Source organism: Flavobacterium sp. B183 (genome assembly GCF_023539155.1).
Classification (GTDB): Bacteria; Bacteroidota; Bacteroidia; order Flavobacteriales; family Flavobacteriaceae; genus Flavobacterium; species Flavobacterium tructae.
In genome coordinates this window covers 2,110,941-2,134,999 of the sequence record NZ_CP097434.1, presented here as the reverse complement: position 1 = coordinate 2,134,999, position 24,059 = coordinate 2,110,941, and the positions used below count along the sequence as shown (strand labels likewise).

The 24,059-nt window shown below is 32.5% G+C and carries 25 protein-coding genes and 1 tRNA gene; 11 read left to right on the top strand and 15 right to left on the bottom strand.

Annotated elements, in window-relative coordinates; genetic code table 11:
- Position 1: 1 nt before the first annotated feature.
- The 3 genes from M4I44_RS09475 to M4I44_RS09465 form a co-directional block, all read right to left on the bottom strand.
- Positions 2-277, bottom strand: a complete 276-nt coding sequence (locus M4I44_RS09475; RefSeq protein WP_249967133.1) for a hypothetical protein — start codon at positions 275-277, stop codon at positions 2-4.
- A gap of 147 nt (positions 278-424) precedes the next feature.
- Complete coding sequence (locus M4I44_RS09470) at positions 425-2,176, bottom strand: hypothetical protein (RefSeq protein WP_249967132.1); 1,752 nt, start codon at positions 2,174-2,176, stop codon at positions 425-427.
- A gap of 109 nt (positions 2,177-2,285) precedes the next feature.
- Positions 2,286-2,543, bottom strand: coding sequence for a hypothetical protein (locus M4I44_RS09465; RefSeq protein ID WP_249967131.1), 258 nt, complete (start codon positions 2,541-2,543; stop codon positions 2,286-2,288).
- A 206-nt stretch (positions 2,544-2,749) separates the two neighbouring features.
- Between M4I44_RS09465 and M4I44_RS09460 the strand changes: the two genes are divergently transcribed.
- The 3 genes from M4I44_RS09460 (at position 2,750) to M4I44_RS09450 (ending at position 4,996) form a co-directional block, all read left to right on the top strand.
- Positions 2,750-4,276, top strand: a complete 1,527-nt coding sequence (locus tag M4I44_RS09460; RefSeq protein ID WP_249967130.1) for a glycosyltransferase family 39 protein — start codon at positions 2,750-2,752, stop codon at positions 4,274-4,276.
- Positions 4,273-4,797 (top strand): DUF4269 domain-containing protein, encoded by a 525-nt coding sequence (locus M4I44_RS09455; RefSeq protein WP_249967129.1) that lies wholly within the window; start codon positions 4,273-4,275, stop codon positions 4,795-4,797. The genes M4I44_RS09460 and M4I44_RS09455 overlap by 4 nt, the downstream gene beginning before the upstream one ends.
- A gap of 126 nt (positions 4,798-4,923) precedes the next feature.
- Positions 4,924-4,996 (top strand) — tRNA-Met (locus tag M4I44_RS09450).
- A gap of 248 nt (positions 4,997-5,244) precedes the next feature.
- Here the strand turns inward: M4I44_RS09450 and M4I44_RS09445 are convergent.
- From M4I44_RS09445 to M4I44_RS09430, 4 genes are all read right to left on the bottom strand, one after another.
- Positions 5,245-5,715, bottom strand: coding sequence for a hypothetical protein (locus tag M4I44_RS09445; protein WP_017497828.1), 471 nt, complete (start codon positions 5,713-5,715; stop codon positions 5,245-5,247).
- Position 5,716: 1 nt separating this feature from the next.
- Positions 5,717-6,631: a GDSL-type esterase/lipase family protein gene (locus M4I44_RS09440; protein WP_249967128.1), complete on the bottom strand. Its 915-nt coding sequence runs from the start codon at positions 6,629-6,631 to the stop codon at positions 5,717-5,719.
- Positions 6,632-6,697: 66 nt separating this feature from the next.
- Positions 6,698-6,991, bottom strand: coding sequence for a transcriptional regulator (locus M4I44_RS09435; RefSeq protein WP_017497826.1), 294 nt, complete (start codon positions 6,989-6,991; stop codon positions 6,698-6,700).
- Positions 6,992-6,995: 4 nt separating this feature from the next.
- Complete coding sequence (locus M4I44_RS09430; protein WP_017497825.1) at positions 6,996-7,559, bottom strand: hypothetical protein; 564 nt, start codon at positions 7,557-7,559, stop codon at positions 6,996-6,998.
- A gap of 669 nt (positions 7,560-8,228) precedes the next feature.
- Here M4I44_RS09430 and M4I44_RS09425 point away from each other — a divergent pair.
- The gene (locus tag M4I44_RS09425) at positions 8,229-8,747 is read left to right on the top strand and encodes an endonuclease V (RefSeq protein ID WP_249967127.1); all 519 of its coding nucleotides are present in this window, start codon (positions 8,229-8,231) and stop codon (positions 8,745-8,747) included.
- Between the two features lie 163 nt (positions 8,748-8,910).
- Here M4I44_RS09425 and M4I44_RS09420 read toward each other — a convergent pair whose 3' ends face one another.
- On the bottom strand, positions 8,911-9,459 hold the full coding sequence (locus M4I44_RS09420) for a hypothetical protein (RefSeq protein WP_249967126.1): 549 nt from the start codon (positions 9,457-9,459) through the stop codon (positions 8,911-8,913).
- Positions 9,460-9,596: 137 nt separating this feature from the next.
- Between M4I44_RS09420 and M4I44_RS09415 the strand changes: the two genes are divergently transcribed.
- From M4I44_RS09415 to M4I44_RS09400, 4 genes are all read left to right on the top strand, one after another.
- Positions 9,597-10,487 carry a winged helix-turn-helix domain-containing protein gene (locus tag M4I44_RS09415; protein ID WP_249967125.1) on the top strand — a complete coding sequence of 297 codons (891 nt, stop codon included), beginning with the start codon at positions 9,597-9,599 and terminating at the stop codon, positions 10,485-10,487.
- Between the two features lie 117 nt (positions 10,488-10,604).
- Positions 10,605-11,009, top strand: coding sequence for a helix-turn-helix transcriptional regulator (locus tag M4I44_RS09410; protein WP_017497821.1), 405 nt, complete (start codon positions 10,605-10,607; stop codon positions 11,007-11,009).
- Between the two features lie 275 nt (positions 11,010-11,284).
- On the top strand, positions 11,285-11,611 hold the full coding sequence (locus M4I44_RS09405) for a hypothetical protein (RefSeq protein WP_249967124.1): 327 nt from the start codon (positions 11,285-11,287) through the stop codon (positions 11,609-11,611).
- Positions 11,601-11,843: a hypothetical protein gene (locus M4I44_RS09400; protein ID WP_017497819.1), complete on the top strand. Its 243-nt coding sequence runs from the start codon at positions 11,601-11,603 to the stop codon at positions 11,841-11,843. The genes M4I44_RS09405 and M4I44_RS09400 overlap by 11 nt, the downstream gene beginning before the upstream one ends.
- Before the next feature lie 74 nt (positions 11,844-11,917).
- Here the strand turns inward: M4I44_RS09400 and M4I44_RS09395 are convergent, their stop codons facing one another.
- Positions 11,918-13,930 carry a M13 family metallopeptidase gene (locus tag M4I44_RS09395; protein WP_249967123.1) on the bottom strand — a complete coding sequence of 671 codons (2,013 nt, stop codon included), beginning with the start codon at positions 13,928-13,930 and terminating at the stop codon, positions 11,918-11,920.
- Positions 13,931-14,127: 197 nt separating this feature from the next.
- A complete protein-coding gene (locus M4I44_RS09390; RefSeq protein WP_249967122.1) occupies positions 14,128-14,862 on the bottom strand; it encodes a bifunctional 2-polyprenyl-6-hydroxyphenol methylase/3-demethylubiquinol 3-O-methyltransferase UbiG in 735 nt (244 codons plus the stop codon).
- Positions 14,863-15,376: 514 nt separating this feature from the next.
- On the opposite strand from M4I44_RS09390, the gene M4I44_RS09385 reads away from it, so the two are divergent.
- Positions 15,377-16,474 carry an exopolyphosphatase gene (locus tag M4I44_RS09385; protein WP_249967121.1) on the top strand — a complete coding sequence of 366 codons (1,098 nt, stop codon included), beginning with the start codon at positions 15,377-15,379 and terminating at the stop codon, positions 16,472-16,474.
- Positions 16,475-16,573: 99 nt separating this feature from the next.
- Here M4I44_RS09385 and M4I44_RS09380 read toward each other — a convergent pair whose 3' ends face one another.
- The 5 genes from M4I44_RS09380 to M4I44_RS09360 all read right to left on the bottom strand — a co-directional run bounded on the left by M4I44_RS09380 (position 16,574) and on the right by M4I44_RS09360 (position 22,290).
- Positions 16,574-18,523 carry an outer membrane beta-barrel protein gene (locus M4I44_RS09380; RefSeq protein ID WP_249967120.1) on the bottom strand — a complete coding sequence of 650 codons (1,950 nt, stop codon included), beginning with the start codon at positions 18,521-18,523 and terminating at the stop codon, positions 16,574-16,576.
- Positions 18,520-18,870, bottom strand: a complete 351-nt coding sequence (locus M4I44_RS09375) for a MauE/DoxX family redox-associated membrane protein (protein WP_371923044.1) — start codon at positions 18,868-18,870, stop codon at positions 18,520-18,522. The genes M4I44_RS09380 and M4I44_RS09375 overlap by 4 nt, the downstream gene beginning before the upstream one ends.
- 42 nt (positions 18,871-18,912) lie before the next feature.
- The gene (locus M4I44_RS09370; protein WP_249967118.1) at positions 18,913-19,911 is read right to left on the bottom strand and encodes a hypothetical protein; all 999 of its coding nucleotides are present in this window, start codon (positions 19,909-19,911) and stop codon (positions 18,913-18,915) included.
- Positions 19,912-19,979: 68 nt separating this feature from the next.
- Positions 19,980-20,144: a hypothetical protein gene (locus tag M4I44_RS09365; protein ID WP_249967117.1), complete on the bottom strand. Its 165-nt coding sequence runs from the start codon at positions 20,142-20,144 to the stop codon at positions 19,980-19,982.
- Positions 20,145-20,580: 436 nt separating this feature from the next.
- Positions 20,581-22,290, bottom strand: coding sequence for a hypothetical protein (locus M4I44_RS09360; RefSeq protein WP_249967116.1), 1,710 nt, complete (start codon positions 22,288-22,290; stop codon positions 20,581-20,583).
- Positions 22,291-22,544: 254 nt separating this feature from the next.
- On the opposite strand from M4I44_RS09360, the gene M4I44_RS09355 reads away from it, so the two are divergent.
- Positions 22,545-23,261: a S24 family peptidase gene (locus M4I44_RS09355; RefSeq protein WP_249967115.1), complete on the top strand. Its 717-nt coding sequence runs from the start codon at positions 22,545-22,547 to the stop codon at positions 23,259-23,261.
- A 123-nt stretch (positions 23,262-23,384) separates the two neighbouring features.
- Positions 23,385-23,933: a DUF4494 domain-containing protein gene (locus M4I44_RS09350; RefSeq protein WP_017497813.1), complete on the top strand. Its 549-nt coding sequence runs from the start codon at positions 23,385-23,387 to the stop codon at positions 23,931-23,933.
- Positions 23,934-24,059 lie beyond the last annotated feature (126 nt).

Sequence of the window (24,059 nt, the reverse complement as noted above, 5' to 3'; positions counted from 1 at the left end):
GTTAAGGAAGTGCTGTAAATACAATATCAGGTTCACCAGCGGCGACAAATCCATTATCACAAATATCTCGAACTTCACTTCGATCATGAAAGGTGATGACTCCATTTCTGTTACTATCATACCCATAGTTAAAATTCATTACCTTTTGTGATTGCCCATGAGGAGCACAAATGTTTCCTGCGCCCGAATAAATACCTCCACCATTTAATACAAACAATTGCTCTCTTTTTAAAGCTCTGTCTTTAAACTTGTCTAGTTTCAAACTTTCCAGTTTCATAATTAATAAAATTTTAGTTGATGTTCATAATAATTCATTAATGCAAGTTAATCAATTTGTAAGTATAATCTTAAATATATTATCGGTTAATTATGTTCTCTTTTAGAAGAATTCTGATGGAATAAATCTTACTATACAATCGACATATTAATATTTCTCATAAAACTCCCAGTCATCCGTAAGTTTCATGATTAAATTGTAATTCTGTTTGTAATAATCATCTACTTCCTTTGGATATTTGGAATCGTGTGCTTCAATTACAAAATTTCCATAATCCATGATAAAACCCTTTGGGTTACTAAACATGAAACTTATTTTTCTAATTTCCAATTCATTACCTCCACATGATTTCGAATTATAAAGATTGCCTTTGTAGATGCGAAGGCAAGACCCCTCTCCAAGCATATTCTTAACACGCCTCGTACCATCATATTCAAGAGCATTACTGCTTTTATCAAGGAGTTCATTTAAGATGGAAAGATTATCCGGCTTTTGTTGTAAAGCATGTATAATCAAAACATTAAAAGAAGGAAAAGGGACCAAAACAGTATCCCTTACTACAAGACTGCCAATCTTTTCTTCGGAAGGGTAGCCCTCTTTTTTTAATAAATCGATCAACTTACCGGTAACCCTTTCAGTGGTTTCATGCAATACTCTTGCACTTTTTCGGTTCTCCAATCCATATTCCGCCTGGTCTTCGTTAAGTAAATTTGTTAATTCCTTTTTTAGATTTAAGTTCCATTTATGATGCGCATTTTTAGAAACGGAATCGTATTTGACACTAAAACTTTTCCATTCCGGATTTTTCCTCATAACAGCAAAAATTTTAGAATTAAAATACGGCAGTTCAATACCTTTTAAAGCCAGTTTTTCACCCCACCAAAAGGCATTTTTATAATCTCTTGACAGTATGGCACAACGCATAGCATTATGAATGTCTCTCGCAAATAGTAGGGGATATTTTTGAGCGAGCAAATTGTACTGTTCTTTAGCTCTGCCATACTGCCTAGCCAAAATATAGTTCTCTGCATTCTGCGTATAAGTATAATAGTTAATTTCTTGCTTTTGGACTTTTTCCCTCTCGATGTCAGCTATTAATTTATTAGCATAGATTAAAGGTCTGCAGTCCAATTCTTGTTTTTTAGCTATTTTTTTTCGGTCATTCTTTTTCGGATCAAAAATCATAGCTCCCAGATCAAAAATCTCAGAATAAGTTGCACCTGAACCAAAAACAAGCAGTGTTTTTGGGGTAACTTTTCCACTTATTTTAAAAGGAAGCCTGTTTCCGAGAATCGTTCGATAATGCGAATAGTTTTTAAAATAAAAAGCGGGAAACTTGTCCAGAACTGTAAAATCATTCGTTTCTTTGTTGTTCAATTTTACTTCTATAGAGTCCTTATTAACCAGTTTTCCCAAATAACGGGTATTTATGGTATCTGTTTTTTCTCCAAGAAATATATCGACATACTTTTTTTCTTTTTTCCCTTTTAGGAGTACATTCCAACCCCAATCGTCATTCCCACTAACAAAACCTTCAATACTTAATACATTATCTTTTGGATTATAATCACACTTCGTCACCTCCGCCTTTAAAAAACACATGGATAAATGTTCTACAAAATTAAAATTTCTATAATTCTTACTGCGAAAGGTTACTCCATAATTGATAATCCCTTTATAATTTCGGTCATCTACAAAATAAGTGACAGTATCTTTTACGTTTGAAAAACATCTATAATCTTTATAATTACATAAATTATAGACTTCCTCAAATACTTTATTTTTTTCAAAATTGCCTTGATTATACGTTTTATATTTTATCTGGTTTTGTCCCAACGTCACATTGATAAAAACAATATTTATTAGAATAATTAAGGACGTTACAACTACTTTTCTCAAAATAATATTTTACTAAATTAAACCATTTTGCACGTGTCAAAACGAGCCTGAACTGTACTTTGAAGATTCATGCTCATTCAGATACAGAATTCATTTTGCTGAAAAAAAATCATGGTAATGCATAAAAATCCTCGTCGGTCTTTGTAAGAACTGGATCACATTCACGTACATTACTTCTGTTATGAAACGTAAGACGTCCTCCTCTCTCACTATCATAACCATAATCGAATTTTTGCAGCTTACCACCATGCCAGTCACAAATAGTTCCTGCAGGGCTTTTAATACCATCACCATTTAACACAAACAATTGTTCTCTTTTTAAAGTACAGTTTTTAAATTTGTCTAATTTCAAACTTTCCAGTTCCATAATTAATAGCATTTAAGTTTATAAATAATTGATTGATGCAAGTTAACTAATTTGTAAGCATAATCTTAACCTATTATCGGTTAATTATGTTCTATTTTAGAAGAATTCTAATGAAACAAATCTTACCACAAAACCCAAAATAAGCTTATATTAGCTTTAATTTTAAACTATTACCAAAAACGACCGCTCCAAAACCAAAAACCACCATGACCAAAAAAACTGCCATTCTACTCGGGTTTATCGCTTTAAAATTTATACTGCAATACCTTTTAATAAGCCCCGAATATGATTTGCAGCGCGACGAATACCTGCATCTGGATCAGGCGCATCATTTGGCATGGGGATATTTATCGGTCCCTCCGGTTACTTCCTGGATTTCTTACCTTATCCTTTTACTTGGAAATTCCGTTTTCTGGGTAAAGTTTTTCCCTGCCCTTTTTGGAGTTTTAACGCTCTTGATGGTTTGGAAAACTATTGAAACTTTAAAAGGAAACTTATACGCCTTGATTTTAGGCGCCACCTGCATTACGTTCTCGACCTTGTTAAGAATCAATATCTTGTACCAGCCCAACTCGTTGGACATCTTATGCTGGACTTCTTTTTATTATGTGATTGTGCAGTACATGACCACCGAAAATAAAAAATGGTTTTACATTGGCGCTGTTGTCTTTGCTTTTGGTTTTCTGAACAAATACAACATTCTTTTTCTAATCATTGGGCTCTTGCCTTCTCTTCTCCTATCTGGTCAAAGGAAGATATTTACAGAGAAAAAACTCTATTGGGCACTCCTTTTAGGGCTAGTTCTGATTTTACCAAATATTCTATGGCAATACAACAACCATTTCCCCATTGTACATCACATGAAAGAATTGGCCAAAACACAGCTTGTTAATGTAGATCGAATGGAATTTTTGAAAAAGCAATTGTTATTTTTTATCGGTTCTTTCTTTGTTCTTCTTGCGGCTTTGTATGCTTTGTTGTTCTACAAACCATTCGAAAAATACCGATTCTTTTTTGCTTCGATGATTTTTACACTGGCAGTGTTTCTGTATTTCAAAGCCAAAGCTTATTATGCTATCGGTTTGTACCCTGTTTATATTGCTTTTGGAGTTGTTTTTCTTTCTCAGGTACTGCAAACAGGCTGGAAACGTTATCTAAAACCTGTTTTCATCATCCTTCCGTTGTTATTTTTTATTCCCATGTACAACTTAGCCTTCCCTAATAAAAGTCCGGAATATATCGTAAAAAATCCGGAGGCCTATAAAAAACTTGGTATGCTGCGTTGGGAAGATGGAAAAGACCACGAACTGCCACAGGATTTTGCCGATATGCTGGGCTGGAAAGAACTCGCCCGAAAAACAGATTCTGTTTATGCCCTAATTCCAAATCCAAAAACAACTCTGGTACTCTGTGATAATTACGGACAAGCCGGAGCCATAAACTATTACTCTAAAAAAGGAATCAAAGCGGTGTCTTTTAATGCCGATTATCTCAATTGGTTTGTTCTTGATGTACCCTACAAAAATGTCATTAGAGTTAAAAACTCTTGGGAAAGAACTGCTGAACTTGAGGAAACCAGTCCTTTCTTTCAATCTTCCCGTATTGCAGGTGAGATCACCAACAAATATGCAAGAGAGTATGGAGCTACCATTTTTGTTTTTATCAATGCCAAAATCGACATCAACAAAAGACTCAAAGATGAAATTAAAGAAGAAAAGAACTATAGTAAATGATCGATTTTACCACTATTGATTATCTAAAAAATGGAAATAACAGACAAATTCAGGCTTATGAAATCCTGACTCAGCATCATATTTTGTCTGATATTGCCGAATTCGAACCTATTTTAGCAGGCACCATCCCCATTGCGATCGATATCGAAAGTAGTGATCTGGACATCATTTGTTACTGGAAAAACAAAACTAAATTTATCGAGAAACTCCATGTTGCTTTTGGAAGCAAAAACAATTATACCATTCGGGAAACAATGATTGATAACAGGGAATCAATTATTGCTAGTTTTCGAATAGATTTTTTTGAATTTGAAATCTTTGGACAAAATATTCCAACTCAACAACAGAATGCCTATCTGCACATGCTCATAGAACATAAAATTCTGCAATCGAAAGACGAAAATTTCAGATCAAAGATCATCCAACTGAAACAAAAGGGATACAAAACCGAGCCTGCTTTTGCCTTTTTATTAGGTCTAAATGGAGATCCGTATGCTGAATTACTGAAATATAAAATTTAAACTTTTTCAAACGAAACATAACTAATTACAAACCAATAATTTACACCAAAAACCAAGATATTTAAAAATATTTTCATTTTTTGCTTGCATAACCGTATTTACTGTGTATCTTTGCACCCGAAACATCGCGGGATAGAGCAGTAGGCAGCTCGTCGGGCTCATAACCCGAAGGTCACAGGTTCGAGTCCTGTTCCCGCTACTAAGATAAAGCTTCAGAGAAATCTGAAGCTTTTTTTTTACGATAGTATTAATCTAGTAAAGATTACGGATGCGAAGTCAGGAGACATTTGCACAGCTTTCCATAATTACACTTCGAAGAGCGGATTTTCAAAGCACAATTTTCAATAAACTGCAAATGTGAATTAGAACTACTAATGTTTAAATTTAGCACTTGTGCCCCAATTTTACAAACCCCTCTTTAGCAATCCTTTGCTCTTCATTTCCTTATCATACTTGTTTGTATAACACAGGACGTGAAAGCGCTATAAGCAATAATATTTCAATTATTATCATCAAAATTGGTCTGTGCCACGAAACTGCTATCCAAAGATTAGTTTGCTTTTGAAAGTCAATATTGTCTGTCATATTTTTAAATATTTCCAATTTTTTCGCAAAGAATATGCTTATTATTGTGATATACATGTAGCAGATGAATGCTGACAGGACTAATTTTTTTCGAGTTGGGGTTTTCCAATTAAAAATTAATGATAACACCATTGTAAGTAAGATCAGAAGATGAACGGGTATCCAAAATTTTACAGCTTGTCCCAATTGGTTATTACTTTTGGTTATCATCGTTGACGGATTTTTTAGCATTTCCGGAATACCAAATAAATGTTCATAAAGCCCTGCTGATGCACTTATACTTAAAAAGATAATACAGGCAATTAAAATCGGATTTGTCAATTTCGTTTTCATACTATTTTGTGTTTGATAATTTATTGATTAAAGATTTCGCTATTGCTTTTTGCCCATCAATTGTAAGGTGTATACCATCATACTGAACGAATTCAGTATTTACAGGATTCCCAAATTCTTCTGTTAAATTAATTACAGGTTCTGGTTGGGCTTTCAAATATTTACTAATTTCATTTAAATCTGAATTTTTCAAACTCAATTGTTGAGTTTTGAATGGCTGAAAATTTTCTGCTTTTTTCTCGTCAATTGATACTGGTGTAAGCCAAACAATATTTGCTTTTGCGTCTTTATTAATTAACTCTTTTATAGCATTTAGGTTTGCAATCGTCTCTGTTAAAGAAACGGTTGTTTTTTGGTTTCCATAACGCATACAATCATTTGTGCCCAAATGACAAATTACCCAATCGGGACTTAATTTTACTTGTGTCGTTATTTTACGAAGTGCTTCTGTTGTAGTTTGTCCTGAAATCGCAGCATTAATTACACGAATATTGTCTTGTGGTCGTCTTTGATTTAAAAGATATTTCAGAATATAAACCCAGGAATTTAAAGCATCTGCTGTACTTTCGCCAATTACTAAAACAGTCTGATTTTTCTTGAAAGGGAGTTTATCAATTTTAAATGCAAAGTCTGAATTTATTAAAAGTTCCGATGCTGCATTTTGAGCCTGGTCATCATAAACTTTTTTAGCTAATTGATATTCTTCTATTGACATACCGTATAGGTGTGCAATTTGCTCATCATTTAAGTTTGGCAAAAAATTCAAGAACTTTTCCGGGTGCATATGAAGCAATATCTTGTCTGCGTATGCTATTTTTTTTGTCTCCATTTTGTTAGTTGTTTTTTCTTGTGCGTTTACGTTTCCTATGTTATTTAATAAAACTAGCGTGAGAAATACTTTGTTTATTGTTTTCATAATAGCTAAATAATTTTAGTTTGTAAATAATTCTAGTTTGTATAGCAAACCAAAAAAGCAAAAAAATTAGAGGTGCAAATATTTTTTTATTGTTTCTACATAACTTTCAAAGGCAATTTTCCCCGTTTTTGTTAGTTTACAAATTGTTTGCGGATAGTTTCCTTTAAATGTTTTTTCTATTTCAATATATTTTGCTTCATTTAGTTTTTTTATCTGATGACTTAAATTGCCTTGTGTTGTTTTGGTTATCTCTTGTAAATAACCAAAATCAGCTTGTTTCATTTTAACAAGTGCAGAAACAATAGCCAAACGAACTGGTGCATTCAAAACAGGGTCTAGTTCCTCAAAAGTCTCCGCCATTCTATTATAATTTTGAATTTTTAAGTATGTATCCCGGAATTAAATAACCTACAGCAATTGCAAAACCGTGAAGCAAAACTTTGAATTCATCTGTAATAAAAACACAACAAATAGATGCAATAAGAAAACAAACACCACCAAACATCAACGGTTTAAATTTCATTGCCATTCCCGAAACTGTTGTGCCAATCGCAGCTAATATCAATGTATAAGTAAAGGGTTCAATTTTTTGATAAACACTTACAAATACTATCGCAATAAATCCAAAAGCCAAAGCCATCCAAAGTTTTTTAAGAAAAAAATTCAAATGAGTTTCTGATGTTTTATTTCGGTTGTAATTAATTGTGATTATCAATGCAATAGCTACCAAAATAGGGAATGGCAAAAAATAGTATTTAAAATCAGTTTTTGTTCGAATCAAAAATTGAAAAATACTTGCCATAGCCAAAATCCAACCCCAAAGCAAAAATATAAAGCTATGTGATTTGATGTTTTCTTTTGTTTGATTAATTACTTCTGTAATAAGCTTCAAACTCTGTTCCGGTGTCAATTTGATTTCTTTTTCCATAAAGAAGATTTTAATTTACTCTGTAAATGTAAAGTAGTTTGCAATACAAACCAAATTTTTAGCAAAATTTTAAACTCGTTTGTATGTATGTTTCAGAGTGTAGTAGTTCTGCAATAACTGCTAACTTGCATATATTTCTGAGAAATGTTGGTGTTTGTTTGTTTTCAAAAACAGAATTTTATTTGATAAATCATCAAATACTTTTATTTATTGAATACTTTTGGCATTAACAAGGGGGAAATTTCAGCGGTCTTACTACTTTAATTACTTAATGAAACCTATCTTTGTTTTCAGCCGTGTCCGGAAGATCCCAAAGTATCAAAGTCTGGCTCCATGCAGAACCCTTCAGTTTTTTTTATTCTAGCGATCAATTCGGGATTTTTTTCAAACATACTGTCACGATCTTTCACAACCAACAATAAGACTCTCATTATAAACACCATAACAATCCTCAATAAACTGGTTAGATATTTGAAAGTTTCCCGCTACTAAGTAAAAACACCACTTCAACAAGTGTTTTTTTTACCCCTATTTATTAACATTTCGTTGCGTTCACGAACGAGGAATTTTACACTTTGAAAAAGATCGAAAAAACAATAGCTTAAATTTCATTTGTCCAATATAACCGTACATATTAAATACCTTTGATACAATAAAACCAATAAAATTATGATAGAAAATTTTGTGCTTTTAGCATTTGACACTTATTATTTTGACGGAAAGGCTAAAACCGTTTGTATTGAATTCAATCAATGGAATCAAGACAAAGATTATAAAGTACATTCAGAAATAATTGACAATATTGAAGACTATATCCCAGGAGAATTTTATCGAAGAGAATTACCTTGTATCTTAAGTCTTTTACAAAAGATGGATCTGAAAAATATTGACGCTATTATTGTCGATGGGTATATTTATCTGGATGATGATAAAAAATATGGCTTAGGAGGTTATCTGTACGAAAAACTAAACCAGAGAATTCCAATAATTGGTGTTGCCAAAACTAACTTTGCCTCACTAAACAAAGACAAAAAAAGCTTGTTTAGAGGCGATAGTAAAAAACCTCTTTTTATTACTTCAATCGGTATTGATTTGGACGATGCATTTACAAAAGTCGAAAATATGGCGGGAGAATTTAGATTCCCTACCTTATTAAAAGAATTAGACAGACTGACAAAAGAAATATAGGTTATTCACAAATAATTTTACAAAAATCATTCATAAGTTCGTCAAACATTTGAATGCTTCTAAGTACTAAGACAAAAGCTTCAGATTTCTCTGAAGCTTTTTTTTCTTAAATAAAAAAGTCACAACAAAGCGTAAATTTTGAATGTCTTTCGTAATTTATTTACTAGCAACCGTCTTTAGGAATTACACGTTTATAAACTACCTTACCATCACGTTCTACATAATCACCCGATAGTATTGGGTAGGAATACTTGGGAGAATGCGATACGCTATGGCTTTTTACAATTATTCTGTCGTTAACTTTTAGGCCATGTAATTGCCAAAACCCATCGTCATTAAAGTTTTCTGGTCCAAAACTAAGTATATAATCATCCCCTTTAATCCTTACCATTACCCCGAAACCTAATCTCGAGTCAGGCGGAAGAGAAAGTGAGGTTATAATTCCATCCATGTTGGTAAAATCACTAATGGACTTTCTTATTTTTACTTCACTGGCGTATACTTTTTTACCTGCGGGAGACTCTTCCCATTTTTTGTACACAATACCATCTGGCGTAGTCTTCCATTTCTTCAATTTGACTTCCCTCTCAGCAATAGAGATTGGTTTTTGAGTTAATTTTTTAGGAGTTTCAGTTTTGATTTCACGATTCGCAAATACCAGTCCGCTTACCGCAACCAGCGATAAGATCAGCGCATAAATGATTTTTTTCATGTTCTTTTTGGTTTAATTAATAACATCCTTATATCTCTCTTTAAAGTTTATACGGCTAAATTACTTTGACATTTTTCGGTTTAATAGATTTAAATTGTAAATAAAAATGTAAACTTTGTAAATAAAACATTGACAATATGCTTAATAGCCAAAAACTTCTTTATGGAAAACGCAGATACCTGTTTACACTAATAGTATTCTTATCTATCTCTGTAATCTGTGTGGCTTTGGATATGGGAGATGATAATGATTTTGATATTTCGAGAAGAGAAGTTTTACTCCGCAGGATCGGACACGAACTACTTTTACAGTCGGGTGACAGTACATCAAGGGTACTTCCTGTAAAAAAGATTGCCGAAAATGAATATCAAATCAATTTTGAGAATGACTTTACTTTTCAGCCAGATTCTCTACTAAATATTACCAGCCGTTTTTTGGACAAAGCTCCCGGCGCAAGTAATTATATTGTTAATGTTCTTAATTGTGACAATGGTAGCGTAACTTACGGATACGCTATCTCAAAAAATAAGAAAGATGCTATTGTAGCTTGTATTGGGAGAAAACAACCCAAAACATGTTACAGGATTAATATTAAGTTTAAATCAACGGGCATTATTACGGCAAAAAACGGCTATCTTCTTGGGGGACTTTCATTTTTAGCATTTGTTGGATTTATTTTTTTGAAATCAGTTAAACCTCGAAAACATTTACCCGAAAGTCAACACGCTACTACATTCACTTTGGGTTCAGTATTGTTCAATGCAAACGATCGTAAGCTTATCATCAATGAAAAGACAATAGACCTGACTGTTACGGAGACCCGTGTATTGCTCATTTTTGCATTGTCTCCCAACAAGACCATAGAGAGAAGCCGACTGCAAAAAGAGATATGGGAAGACGAAGGCGTTATTGTGGGCCGTAGTCTGGATATGTTCATATCAAAACTTAGAAAAAAACTGGAAAATGATCCGAACATCAAAATTGTTGTGGTGCGCGGCAAAGGATATAAACTTGATATCCCTTTCTAATTTGAGCATAATATCTGGCAAAAAAGACATTTCTATGAGATGTTTTTTTATCTTTGAAATTAAGGCTTTTAGTCCAGATAACTTTATCTTTGAACCTTCAGAAAAATAATATTCATTATGGAACAGAAAATTCATCAGGGAAGAAACGTTAAACGTTTTAGAGAAATGCTTGGTATCAAACAGGAAGCACTGGCTTATGATCTGGGAGAAGACTGGAACCAGAAGAAAATTTCAATGCTGGAGCAGAAAGATGTTATTGAGGATAACCTCTTGAAGCAAATCTCAAACTCATTAAGAATTCCTGTTGAAGCCTTTCAGAATTTTGATGAGGAACAGGCAATAAATTTTATATCTAATACTTTTAATGATCAATCTAACGGATACAATTATTATCCAACTTTTAATGTAAACCCAATAGAAAAATGGATCGAAGCTTTGGAAGAAATTAAGAGGTTAAATTTAGAACTTTTGAAAGCCAAAGATGATCAGATTAAGGTTTTAGAAAAATTAATCAATAAGTAATTTCAAAACTATTTTCTCAATTCAATTCTGAAAGCCGTAAGCATAAACTTCACTCCTTCAAATAAATACACTTAAAGACATCTCGAAAAAAGTCAGAGACTTTTGAGGTGTTTTGTATTTAAAATTATAAAAAAATACGCAAAGTCAGAGACATTTGCGTAGCTTTTCATGAGGAACTCTTACGGAGCGGAGCATATTTTCTTTAACACTTTGCAATAATGGGCAAATTCGAAATAAGTGTAAAAAAATCATTACTTTTGTTAAAAACAACTGAGATGAAAGATGTTATAGAAATTAAAAATGGTAAAATTACCGCTCGCCTTTCAGTGACTGTAAAAAAAATAGATTCTTCTTATATAGGATATATCCCTTCTTTCGATATCCCTTTTACTTCTCCAACTGAAGAAAAAGTCAGTGAGATAGCTAAAGGCCTTATTAATGTATTATTTAAAAGATGGTTAGAAAAGGGAAAAATAGATTTTTTTAAAGAAAAGTTAGAAAAACACGAATTCTCTCCTCACGATAGATTCCACCAAGTTCGTTTTGAGCACTCAACCCCTTCAAAATCAACCCAATTCAAAGAAGAGTTATATGTTGTTTGAACCTAGTTGTTTCATTAAATTTATCGAAGATCATGATGTTGGTGTAATTGAATATACAGACAACTGGACAGATGGCGCTGTGGTAAAATACCATTTTTTTAATGATGATTTAGTTATAGATATGCAACATTGTATTCATATTGAAGTTGCTAAACACTATTTAAAAAAAATCAACGCCGCTTTTCTTATTAATAAATTAGAAAACATAGATTGTCCTTGTTCCGATAAGTAGAACCCAAAAAAATGCGCAAAGTTCACAGGAACATTTGCGCATCTTTTCATAGAAATACTTTTGAGATGAAGGTATTACCAAATCGTTATTCTGTCCTTCTTCGGTAAAAACATTTTATCTTTAGGCTGTACATTGAATGCTTCGTAAAAAGGTGTAGTATTCATTAAAGGACCATTCACACGCCAGTTTGGTGGAGAATGCGGATTATTGTTAATCCACAAACGCAGGAACTCGTCTTTCATTTTTACTCTCCATATTTTGGCTATAGAAATAAAGAAGCGTTGATCTGGAGTAAAACCGTCTATTTTTGTGTTCCCTTTTCCTTGTTCGGTCATTTTAAAAGCATCATAAGCAACTGCTATTCCGGCAATATCTGCCGTATTTTCGCCAACTGTCAGGGCACCATTAATGTGCAGATCGCCTAAAACCGTATAGGTACTGTACAAATTGATCACCTGTTGTATTCTTGACTTAAACTCTGCGTAATCCTCTTTTGTCCACCAGTTTTTCAGGTTACCATCCTTGTCATATTGAGCACCCTGATCGTCAAAAGTATGGGTTATTTCGTGACCAATCACCATTCCGATACCTCCATAATTAAGGGCATCATCTGCGTTATTATCAAAATAAGGCGCTTGTAAAATACCTGCAGGAAAAACAATTTCATTTGCAGTAGGGTTATTATAGGCCGTAACCGTTGGAACTGTAGTATACCATTCTGATCTGTCAACCGGTTTACCCAATTTTGCCAATTGAAATTGATAGGCAGCTGTAGAAGCCGAAACCATGTTCTCAAAATAAGCATCTCTGGCAATATGTACCTTGCTATAGTCTCTCCATTTATCCGGATAGCCTATTTTCTTAGTCATGGCTGCCAATTTTTCTTTCGCCTTTTGTTTTGTAACCGGACTCATCCATTCCAATTTATCAATTCTTACGGCATAGGCTTTTTGCAAATTATTCACGAGGACTAGCATGCGTTTTTTAGCATCTTCCGAAAAATATTTCTTTACATACAATTCCCCTAATGCTTCACCTAAGTAAGCATCCAAAACACTGGCCATTTTTTCGCCACGTGATTTCTGAACTGCCTGACCTGAAAGTACTTTGGTATATTCAAATGAAGCATCTACAAAAGGTTTACTTAAATCATCGGCATATCTTTCTAAAGAATTTGCTTTCAGGTAAATTTTCCAATTACTAATAGGAATGGTTTTTAAAAGCTTATTAAGAGCATCATAATAGGCAGGTTGGCCCACATTAATAAAATCGGTTTTAGCACCTAAATTATTTAAAAAAGTAGTCCAGTTTATGTTAGGATGTCTTTTTACAAGATCTGCCACTGCCGTTTTATTGTAATTGGCCTGCACATCGCGAAGTTCAACTTTTGTTTTATGCGAACCTGCTAGCTGTTTGTCGATATCATAAACCAAATCAGCATTCTTTTTAGCCTCACTGGCATTGCTGCCTGTTTGTTGAAATAATGTAACAAGGTATTTTTTGTACGCTTCCTGTATGGCAACAGTAGGTGCATCCGATTTGAAATAATAATCTCTATCCGGTAAACCAATACCCGTTTGATAGATTTGAGCAATGTTCATACTGCTGTTTTTTTCATCAGGTCCAACTCCAAAAGCTATAATAGACGAACTACCTACTTTTACTTCATTCCCTACAAAGTTCATTAGGGACGGTAAATCGCTAATGGCTTCGATTTTGGCAAGCAGGGGTTTGATAGGTGTATAACCACGTTTGTCAATGGTTATCGTATCCATACCGGACGCATAAAAATCTCCTACTTTTTGCGCTATACTTCCTGCTGAATTCTTGCTTTTTGAAATACTGTCCAATATTCCCTGCAGACGCATTCGCTGTGGATAATTCATAAACATATAAACACCAACTCCGGCTTGAGATGCTGGTATTGATACTGAATCATACCATTTGCCATTTACATATTTAAAAAAGTCATCTCCGGGCCGCAATGTGGAATCTATTCCAGTGATCGCAATATTTTTTTTCCCTTGATGTTTGGAGCACGCTGTAAAAGCTAAGAACGCAACGAAAAGCGCTAATGTTTTTTTCATAATCTAAATAATTTCTATTAAAATGAACTGAAAAACGTTTGAAAGCAGGTATTCTAAAATGTATTATGACTGGCATATTTAATTTTAGCAGAACAATATACGAATTCAGTTTTTAATTCTAAAGTTCTTATTTGAATTACTACTTAAAAAAATCAGAATTATAAGTCGCTCTTTATCGTTACTATAGAATCATTCGTTTATGATTTGCCGGCAGCAATCATAATAAAAATAGGCCTTCTTAATTCGTCTGTCATTTCCGGATATTTTTCAATGATTTCTTCTGACGGCTTAGGCTCGGATATTTGTGTGATGTTAAAACCTGAATTAACGACAGCATTTAGAATACTTGCTACAGTTCGATGATATTTCACTACTTTATGACCTAAGAAATTGGTTTGCCGCACTCCTTCGTTCTGGTAATGGTCAACTGGCCAATGCAGTCGGTTTTCATTTTCATCTTTATACCAATCTTGCTCCGCTTTTGCTGTAAAAACGGGATGTTCCATAGAAAAAACGAAGCTCCCTCCTCTCTTTAAATATTGGTTTATTTTACCGAAAAGGACCTCCAAATCTTGTATGTAATGAAACGTAAGCGAACTGAAAATAATATCAAACTGCTCCTTTTCAAATTCAATATCTTCAACTGGCTTTTGATAATATTCTATTGATAGCCCTTTCGAATTTTCCTTTGCTTTATCAATCATTTTTTTTGACAAATCAACTCCAATGACATTCTCTGCTCCTTGTTCTTTTGCATAAATACAATGCCAGCCATAACCGCAACCCAGATCCAGAACATTTTTGCCCCGAAAATCAGGCAGCATATTTTTTAAAACATGCCACTCTCCTGCTGCGTTTAGACCTTCTATCGAACGTGGCATTTTACCATAGTTCTCAAAAAAATCAATATCATCGTAAATATTTTGTTTCATCTCTTACTCTTTTTTATTAAACCTAAATCATACAACAACGAATATCTTATCTCTATCAATCTCATCATTTTGTACTAAAAGTGGAATACACAAAAGTACAAAACTTAAGAAAATTATGCATACCCGCTCAAAATGCCCACACCGCTTAACAATTAAATAATATGTTTTCTTAATAACTGGGTTTGTATTCGTAATTGTTTTTATAAATTTGCGTCCTAAAATATTTAGTAGTTTTTTAGCTCGCTGTATTTCAGGCCTGATAAACAATTACCCATTAATTTAGTCATTTACACATTAACAATTATGAAGTCCTTTTTACTTTTTAAAGTGATTCCAAAAACCTCTTAATCACTCTTAAAAATTCATTTTTCGGTTTTTCTTTTTATATCAAAAACCGTCATTCACAACTTAACTCATTAATTTCCAAACAACAACAACAACAACAACAACAACAACAACAACAACCTACAGTCTTTATCAACAATAAATTATATTACAATCATAACTAAATACAATGCTTAAAAAACACAGCCCCAAAGTTCTAATTTTCATACTTTTCAGTTTATTTTTCTCCATTAGTTCTCTTGCTCAAAAAAATATTTACGCCGGAATTGAAATCGGCCGCAGAACGATAAAAGTTTCTGTTCTCGATGTAAGCAATATTAAAAAAGCAGATTACAAAATTATCTATTATTCGAATGACGAAGGTTTGAGTTTCGCCAAACATATCACTGCTACTGGCGAACTTACTCAGGAAGATATCAATAAAGCCGGTCTTATCGTTTTTACTCAATTGACAAAAATAAGAGCCCAATTTAAGATTCCGGAAGAAAACATCTTTTTAGTAGCTTCTTCTGTTTTCGGATCTGCACGTAATGTTGATGCTTTAAAAAACAAAATCAGTACGTTAACCAACAAAGAGCTTGATATTATCAATGTTGATGAGGAAGCTAAAATATTGGTTAAAGGTTCTATACCACCTGTTGATTATTCTAATGCTCTGCATCTTGATATTGGTGCTGCAAGTACTAAAGGCGGATATATTGACGAACTTCAGGATGGTAAATTAGAGTTTATTCCTTTAGAACTTGATTTTGGTACGATGTCACTTACTGATGCCGTAAAAAAGACGGTTGCAAACCAAAGTCAGGCCAGCGATATGTCTGTATATCAGGAAAAATCTTTTGATTTTAATCCGATTGTTCGTAAAAAGATAAAGGATATGCTTGATGCAAATCCGCTTTTATTAAAAAAGGAAAAAATCTATCTGTCCGGTGGAGCTGTATGGGCTTTTACAACATTGTATTACAATGAGAATACGAAAGACCATTATCTGCCAATAAAACTGGAAGATGTTATTGATTACGATGCCGTTCTAAAGAATAATTTCAACAAGTTTAACACCCTTGCTAAAACCAACACCGAAGCTGCAAGAGTATTAAACATATACGACCAGAAATACCTTATTTCGGCAAATAACATCCTACAGGCCTGTGTGGAGAGTATTCCTAATTTAGAGAAGAAAAAAATATACTTTGTAAAAGAAGGCCCAATAACCTGGTTGATCTCTTACATTGCAGACCGTTCTAAAAAGGTAAATACCAATTTTTAAGAACCTCATCATCAAGACAAAGCTTCAGAGAAATCTGAAGCTTTTTTGTTTATAAATCACATGAAAAAGATTAAACAAAACATTCAGTTTTGCACTAGTTTACAGTTTCATATCTGAGCTGATATTCCGAATGAATTTGCGATTTACTTTAAATGTTTTCCCGAAATTATAGGATGCATTTACTAAAATCATGTGGGATGTATTTCTATTGTCTAACATATAATAATTGGTACTATTTGTAAACCTCAGCATTCTGTTTGCATCCGTATTCAAAATATTTCTGTATTCCAGATTAATGTTTAATTTGTCTTTTAAGAAATTTCGAGATACACTGAATGAGATATCCGGTTTCACTGAACGATACAAATTGAAATCGTAAAACCTGTCGATATAATAGGAATTAATAGTATACATCGTTCTTTTGTCTATATTCCCGCTAACCGATAAATCAAGATAATTTACAAAACCCTTATGCATTTCATTCTCTCGCCTCATTTTTAATCTGGTATAACTATAGTTTAAATTAAATCTGGATTCTTTATAAAATTTGAACGATACTGAAGTACCAACAGAACTACTGCTATAAGAATCCAGATTTGTATTTTCAGAGATCATTTTGTAGTCCTTTAATTCATTAACAATAGAAATATTGTTAGCCGATGTCAAATAACCAAAGTTTAGCGTTAAGTCGACTTTCTTTATATTCTTGACCAAATCGAGAGAAAAAGAATTATTGATTTCCGGCTCTATGTAAGAAGGATTTACAATTGAATTATTGTTAAAATCCTGATACGTGAAATTAGAAATTGATCTCACATTTGGTCTGACAACATACCGCTTATAATTGAACTCCAAATCTACTATCGAATCAAATTTCGAAAAATAAGTAAAATTAGGCAGATAAAAATGATGATCAAAAACAGCTTCATTGTTGACTTTATCCTGAGAAAGCTGAAATCTATTTCCAAAAACAAATGAATTATTAGGGTTTAAATCATAACTAAAACTGATAAAAGGGGTAACAATGTTTTGCTTCACTTCACTCCTGTTTATTACATTGTCAAAAAGATAATTGCGATAGGTGAAAACTAAAGCAGATTGAATATAAAATTTATCAATTGACTTTGAAACCGAAGCACTAAACGTCCATTCTGTAAATTTTTGATTCGACTTATTGAACTTATTCTCAATTTTATTATTGTTACTTACATAGTCTAAATTGAGTTTATACTCTACATTATTTACTGCCTTCTTCTCGTACCTTACATTTGTATTATAATCTCGAATAAGAAAAAAATAAGATGCCTCTGATAAATCCGGAAAGACACTTGCTCTGTTTTCATCTACGATTGAGCATTTATTTCGTAACGAAAGACTGCTTGACTTATCGATCTCATAAATATTAAGCATTGAAAAATTAGACTGATACAAAACCCTATGATTGGAATAGTTTAAAGTTCTATCATTGAAAGTTTCTTCCGAACTATTATCAGAAATATTTTTAAGATTAGAGACATTCAGCACTGTCGAAAATTTATTCTTTTTATAAAACAAATTCAAACCGAAAAAATTGAACTCCTGCAAGAGACCTAGCGTTCCATCAACCGTACCTTTTATATTATCAACATTACCGTTATTATCCATTACTTTTATAACAAGTTCGGTCTCGCCATTGGACAAATTAAAATAATTCTCGACAATTTGAAAAGAAACAATGTTTTCAGATAGTAGCTTAAAGAACTCTTCCTGAGTAATCACTTTATCATTATAAATGTAGTTTTTGATTCTTTTACCTTTAAAGTAGACTGTTTTATTATTATCTAAAGTAATGCTCTCAACTCGCCTCAAAGTTTTACCCATATTTTCATTCTTTAGAATTTCTTTGGGCATATGAAGCTTATAAACTCCTGCTTTTCTCTTATTTTTAATGATTTTTATCTCTTGAAGATTTTCAACTTTTGAAGAATCAACTTGCTCATTATTCACTATTTCCTGAGAGAAAACGAAAAATGAATTTATGATCGATAGGAACGTAATTATTCTTTTCATTGTGATACTAAATAGGCTATCGCAACGATAACAGTTAAAACGCTATTAAAAATAAGATGAACATTCCATGACATATTACCAAGAATACCCCCGCAACTGCAAGGGATGTAATAAGAAAAATACATCAGATAGCCAATATATAAAGAGAAAAACATCATTAAAACGAAAGACAGTATCAATGTCTTCTTAAATTCTTTTTTATAAACAAAATAAACTACCAAAAATTCAACAATTAAAACAGCTGTTCCTGCTTTTTCCTCCATATTAAATGGCATTAATGGGGATTTTGCTAATTGTTTAAAGAAGATGTCTAATTCAACCATTTTTGAGATAGCTGCATAAAAAATAATACTGCCATCATATAAGCAACGCCTTCTATATATTTTACTTTATAATTCATAAACAACAATTTTAGAATTAAACAATAGATACAACTTATTCTTACACATTTTTGCATCATGAGCTTTTTCACTAGCATCATTTGGTAAATAAAAACTATAACGATATTTACCACTATTAACATTATAAACATCCACTGTCCTATATTTCAAAAACTTACTCAAAACATCTGTCTCACCTTTAGCAAACGATATTACAAATAGTTTGTCTCTATGGATCAATGAAAACAGATTAACATTTAATACTGGTTTTGAAAAATAAAATGAAGAATCTTTAGAAATTTTTATATCACCAACTCTATTTATTTTATCTATTGTTTTAAAACTTTTAATACCTTGTAAGTTGATATCAATTTTGTAGAATTGTCCTTTATTATATTGAACATAAAACAAACTTTTTTTTTGATAAGTAAAGAAACCATCACTCGATAGTCCCCCATCAATTACAGAACTATCATTTAACCGAATTGGAAGCTCATTACTTTTTAACTTTTGAAAATCATAACTTTTAAAAATCCCCTTGGTAAAATTCTTATTGGAAGCTCTAAACAAAACTCTACTCTCTCCAATTGCGATTGCTCTATCAAAAGAAAATTTAAAATCAATACTGTCTATTCTCCTTAAATTAGCATCATACCTAAACCCCATTCTCAAATGAGGATCAAAAGAATACAAAGTATCATTTACAAAATTTGAATTATGATCTCTATGCTTTAAATCTAATACTGTCGTTTTTTTAGTGTTAAAATCTATTTTTATTATTGTATTTAAACCTACTTTATTTAAAATAATATATTTATCGTTTACTTCAATGATGTTATTACATTCAAAGGGCAGGTTTATTTTATTGTTTTTACCAAAATTTACATTGCTAAAATTTCTTTTAAACTTCCCTATATTTATATTTTGCTTCAGACAAATTGTATGCAAAACAAAAATGAATAGAATAGGTCCCAGGCAAAGCAATAGGAGTACAACTATTTTCTTCATATGAAAATGCTTTATTTTTACTATTGATAATAAAGGCTGTTTCATTACAAAACAGCCTCCATAAACTATTAATGCTGTATGCCTCCGTAATAAATACTTCCTCCTTTAGTCTTACAGCAAATCTGGTTATTATTTCCGCAACGATTTGGACATTCATCATTACCTTCTTCGCCAGCAAATGCGTTCACTCCCAGCATCAGAGCAATTGCTCCAAAAAACAAAATTTTTTTCATTTTAATTATGATCAACTATGCATAATTGCTTAAGGCTGTAGTCTATGATCTATAATATGCAGCCTATTTTTACAGTAAATCACCCTTGCAAGTAACGCTGCCAAAAAAGCGCAATGATCTATCTATAAAATTTAAAATCTTACACTAAAAAGGCAAAATTTGGCGCAAATAAAACAAATTAAAAAACCTCAATTCAATTATTTTTATAAAAAAAGTACCACAAGAAGCGTATCGGATAAGATACTATCAGGCCAGGATAATATGAGTCAGATTTTAAAAGTTATCTAATCTTGAAATTATAACTTTCTATTACTTCTTTATTTCAAAATGTAATAGTGCAACTTCAGTTTATTCATCTTTAGAAACCAAAAAAATTGCACCGGACCAAAAAAATCTGTGTGCAATTTTAAATCGAACTCTCTACCAAGTTCAGTAATCAACTAAAATATCTTAATTCCTTAAAATCTAACTTTCCGGCTTCTTTCGCAACCTGATCTTTTGCGTGTTTTAAAAATAAGATGCATCTGTTTTCTATCAATTTATCATAATCGTTATTGCAGTCTTGCGCTTCTTTATTTATAGATACTACCGCCGTTTCAAACAGGTAATGCAAAATCTTAGCTTCTTTTTCATTTTCAGGATCAAAAGGCAGCTCGATTTCCTTAATGTATTTTAATAATGCAAACAAACTGTTCATGGACAATTTATTTGAAAAATACCCTAAATGCAAATAGATGAGTCCTGAACTAATTTGCTCAATTGCTCTTCTAAAAAGTACCTTTTTAACGGTAACATGACTATCACTCAAATAATACTCTGCCTCATTAAAAAGCTGTTTTGCCTTTAAAACTTTTTCTTTCTCATATTTTTCTTTGAATTCAGGCTCCCAGCTCGGAAGATGTTTTTTTAAATAAACAGAATAATAAGGAGCATTGTAAATTAAAATACCATGTGTTTTGACATAATCGAAAAAATACTTCTGGCATGTCTTTTCCTTACGAATCAATTCTGCTGAATGACTAAGAATGGTTACCTGATGCCTGCCCTCGAATTTTTCCAAAATAAGTTCCTCCATTGGAGCGATTTCATTTTGAGTTTGATCCAGATTGATGATCAGCAAATAAAAATGATACCCGGGAAGTTTATTAGAAAATTTTTTGGGCTTATTTTCCTGATTGTGAAGTATGGTATAACCAAAACAGTAGACACATCTTATGTTTGAATTAACAATCATCAAATCGTTAATACTTTTTAAAGCATTTTCAACAAAATAATTGGAGGGAATCTTTTCATTAAAAATATACTTTCCCGTACATTCCTGCCTGCTCAGTTTCTGCATCTTTTCCTTGCATAATGCTTTATACTCCAAAAACAATCTGTTCAATTCTTTCTGCATTAATTCCACTTTTGTTTTTGCCTTAATCATCAGCTCCGGATCTATGTCACCCATCTCTGTATTTTGCATGGCGCAGGAATAAGCCTTATTAAGCATTATAACTATCTCATTGTGAAGTGCCCTATTCTTATTGAGTATTCTTTTAAAGGAAGGCGCATATTTAATGATGTAATCATATTGTTGAAACAAACAAGTATTACTAATAAATACAGCAGTGAAAAATTCTGAGGCACAGATATAAATATACCTTAAGGTCTGATACAAGGCAAATACGGCTTCTTCATTTTTATTTTTTCCGCTGTAAACCGACACATTTCTAAAAGATACTACTGCAGCTTCCATATCAAGAGAGAATCTTTTTTTTGCTTTTTTAAGCAGCTTTTTAGAGGTGTCTTCCCGAGGGTAAAAAACTTTGGCTCCCGGTTCAAAATAAATTAATTCATTTAACGTACAATGCTGAACAAAGTAAGGCTTTCCATTTTTAAAGCCCTTTTTAGCACAGTCAGAATCCATAAATTTAAAAATAAACTCAGGATAGATATTTATTACTTTCTCCTGTAGCTCCTCTAAAATCTCCTCCTCCTTATCCGTCTCTTTTTTTAGGATAAAAGTGACGACTGTTACTTTATTGCTTTTATTAAAAGACAGATAAACGGCTTCTGCACCAACAAACGGAAGTAAGTTTACAATGGCCATTTCTAATCGTTCTTTATACGGGTTTTTCGGATCTATTCTGAGTATATAATTCATCTTTTATTCTTTTTATGTTAAACCTCACTGACCTATCTTTCCTTTACTTTCATTTTATAACTTAAAGAACACCTGAGAATAATAGCTTTATTTTTCTTCTGAAATTTTGACTACATCACCCTTTAGTAGTGTATTTTATGTTTTTTTTCGTACGTTTGTTCAAAACATGTTTTTTGTGCTTTTTTACTTACAAATATATAGATTTTATTCTATAAATAGCAACAAAAATATGTTATAATCTAAAAATAACTACAATGATCGTAAACAGAATCTTACAAATTATTGAGTATAAAGGAATTAATAGAAGAAAATTTTATATCGAAACGGGGCTTTCTAACGGCTTTTTGGATAAGGTTAAAGATGTTGGTGTCTCAAAAATAGAACAGATACTTCGCATTTATCCTGAAATTAATCCGGAGTGGCTCCTGACAGGAAAAGGTCATATGCTTGAAAATGCAGCCTTTTTTGAGTATGAATGGGGAATTAAAATGAGTGAAATTGAAGAACCTTCTACTGTTTACGAAATCACTACTACAAAAACACTTAAAAAACAATTTGTACCGGTCTATGATGTTGAAACAGCAGACGGAGTGGTTTCACTGTTTAAAGAATCTGAGGAAAAACCAATTGATTATGTCTCGGTTCCTAACTTACCCAAATGCGATGGTGCTATTTATGTAAGTGGAGATCGAATGTATCCTTTTTTAAAGAGCGGTGATCTTATCATTTATAAAAAAATGAGCAGCAGGATTGAACATATTATTTGGGGAGAAATGTATTTGGTTTCTGTTGTAACCGATGAACCGGAAGAATTTCTCCTGATCCGATGGGTACAAAAATCAGACAAAGGAGAGGAATGGATTAAACTGGTCAGTGAAAACAGTCGATACGAATCGACTGATGTTCTCCTTAAAAATGTTGAAGGATTAGCTTTAATAAAAGCGACAATTCGGATCAATTCCAACTTTTAACATTAAACACTAGCAATCAAAAACTTAACTAAAATCTCCTAAAATTGTGAATATCTATTTCACAATTTTAGGAGATTTTTTTTCGGTAAAATCTATCTTTGGCATCCTTAAAAAATAATAAAGATGAGCGCAACTTGGTACGAATGCAAGGTAAAATATAGAAAAACGGACGAAACCGGAGGGCAAAAAGTTTTAACAGAGCCTTATTTGGTAGATGCTTTGTCTTATACAGAAGCTGAAAGAAGAATTAATGAAGAGATGTCGGCTTATATCAGTGAAGAATTTAAAATCACCAATATAAAAGTGGCCAATTACGCCGAAATTCACCCTTTTGAAAATACAGACCGTTGGTTTAAATCTAAAGTATCTTTGCTGGCTTATGATGAAGAAAGCGGTAAAGAAAGAAAGTCAAATATGTACATGTTGGTTCAGGCCAATGATGTAAGAGAGGCTTACGACAACACACTGCATGTAATGCAAAGCACCATGGGAGAATATTCTATCCCGGCCGTTTCTGAATCGCCTATTATGGATGTTTTTCCTTATTTCAGTGGTGAAGAGGGAGAAGCGGAACAATTGGAAAGATTCAATAGACTAAAAGCATCTAAACCGGCACAGGCAGCCGTAGAAACCATTGACCATATGGAGTTTGAAACTGCAATGGAGGAATAGACTCAAAAGAGCCGCAAATAGTGTACGCGGATGAGACGGATTCGCTAAAGCGAAAACGCTGATTTAGACGGATTTCTTTTTTAAATTATAAAAAGCAAAAGCTTCGGAATTCTCTGAAGCTTTTTT

What these genes read in the sequence shown, in the direction of transcription:
- M4I44_RS09475 (WP_249967133.1), bottom strand. Translation starts at nt 277, where the DNA reads ATGAAACTGGAAAGTTTGAAACTAGACAAGTTTAAAGACAGAGCTTTA.
- M4I44_RS09465 (WP_249967131.1), bottom strand. Translation starts at nt 2,543, where the DNA reads ATGGAACTGGAAAGTTTGAAATTAGACAAATTTAAAAACTGTACTTTA.
- M4I44_RS09460 (WP_249967130.1), top strand. Translation starts at nt 2,750, where the DNA reads ATGACCAAAAAAACTGCCATTCTACTCGGGTTTATCGCTTTAAAATTT.
- M4I44_RS09455 (WP_249967129.1), top strand. Translation starts at nt 4,273, where the DNA reads ATGATCGATTTTACCACTATTGATTATCTAAAAAATGGAAATAACAGA.
- M4I44_RS09445 (WP_017497828.1), bottom strand. Translation starts at nt 5,715, where the DNA reads ATGAAAACGAAATTGACAAATCCGATTTTAATTGCCTGTATTATCTTT.
- M4I44_RS09440 (WP_249967128.1), bottom strand. Translation starts at nt 6,631, where the DNA reads ATGAAAACAATAAACAAAGTATTTCTCACGCTAGTTTTATTAAATAAC.
- M4I44_RS09435 (WP_017497826.1), bottom strand. Translation starts at nt 6,991, where the DNA reads ATGGCGGAGACTTTTGAGGAACTAGACCCTGTTTTGAATGCACCAGTT.
- M4I44_RS09430 (WP_017497825.1), bottom strand. Translation starts at nt 7,559, where the DNA reads ATGGAAAAAGAAATCAAATTGACACCGGAACAGAGTTTGAAGCTTATT.
- M4I44_RS09425 (WP_249967127.1), top strand. Translation starts at nt 8,229, where the DNA reads ATGATAGAAAATTTTGTGCTTTTAGCATTTGACACTTATTATTTTGAC.
- M4I44_RS09420 (WP_249967126.1), bottom strand. Translation starts at nt 9,459, where the DNA reads ATGAAAAAAATCATTTATGCGCTGATCTTATCGCTGGTTGCGGTAAGC.
- M4I44_RS09415 (WP_249967125.1), top strand. Translation starts at nt 9,597, where the DNA reads ATGCTTAATAGCCAAAAACTTCTTTATGGAAAACGCAGATACCTGTTT.
- M4I44_RS09410 (WP_017497821.1), top strand. Translation starts at nt 10,605, where the DNA reads ATGGAACAGAAAATTCATCAGGGAAGAAACGTTAAACGTTTTAGAGAA.
- M4I44_RS09405 (WP_249967124.1), top strand. Translation starts at nt 11,285, where the DNA reads ATGAAAGATGTTATAGAAATTAAAAATGGTAAAATTACCGCTCGCCTT.
- M4I44_RS09400 (WP_017497819.1), top strand. Translation starts at nt 11,601, where the DNA reads ATGTTGTTTGAACCTAGTTGTTTCATTAAATTTATCGAAGATCATGAT.
- M4I44_RS09395 (WP_249967123.1), bottom strand. Translation starts at nt 13,930, where the DNA reads ATGAAAAAAACATTAGCGCTTTTCGTTGCGTTCTTAGCTTTTACAGCG.
- M4I44_RS09390 (WP_249967122.1), bottom strand. Translation starts at nt 14,862, where the DNA reads ATGAAACAAAATATTTACGATGATATTGATTTTTTTGAGAACTATGGT.
- M4I44_RS09385 (WP_249967121.1), top strand. Translation starts at nt 15,377, where the DNA reads ATGCTTAAAAAACACAGCCCCAAAGTTCTAATTTTCATACTTTTCAGT.
- M4I44_RS09380 (WP_249967120.1), bottom strand. Translation starts at nt 18,523, where the DNA reads ATGAAAAGAATAATTACGTTCCTATCGATCATAAATTCATTTTTCGTT.
- M4I44_RS09370 (WP_249967118.1), bottom strand. Translation starts at nt 19,911, where the DNA reads ATGAAGAAAATAGTTGTACTCCTATTGCTTTGCCTGGGACCTATTCTA.
- M4I44_RS09365 (WP_249967117.1), bottom strand. Translation starts at nt 20,144, where the DNA reads ATGAAAAAAATTTTGTTTTTTGGAGCAATTGCTCTGATGCTGGGAGTG.
- M4I44_RS09360 (WP_249967116.1), bottom strand. Translation starts at nt 22,290, where the DNA reads ATGAATTATATACTCAGAATAGATCCGAAAAACCCGTATAAAGAACGA.
- M4I44_RS09355 (WP_249967115.1), top strand. Translation starts at nt 22,545, where the DNA reads ATGATCGTAAACAGAATCTTACAAATTATTGAGTATAAAGGAATTAAT.
- M4I44_RS09350 (WP_017497813.1), top strand. Translation starts at nt 23,385, where the DNA reads ATGAGCGCAACTTGGTACGAATGCAAGGTAAAATATAGAAAAACGGAC.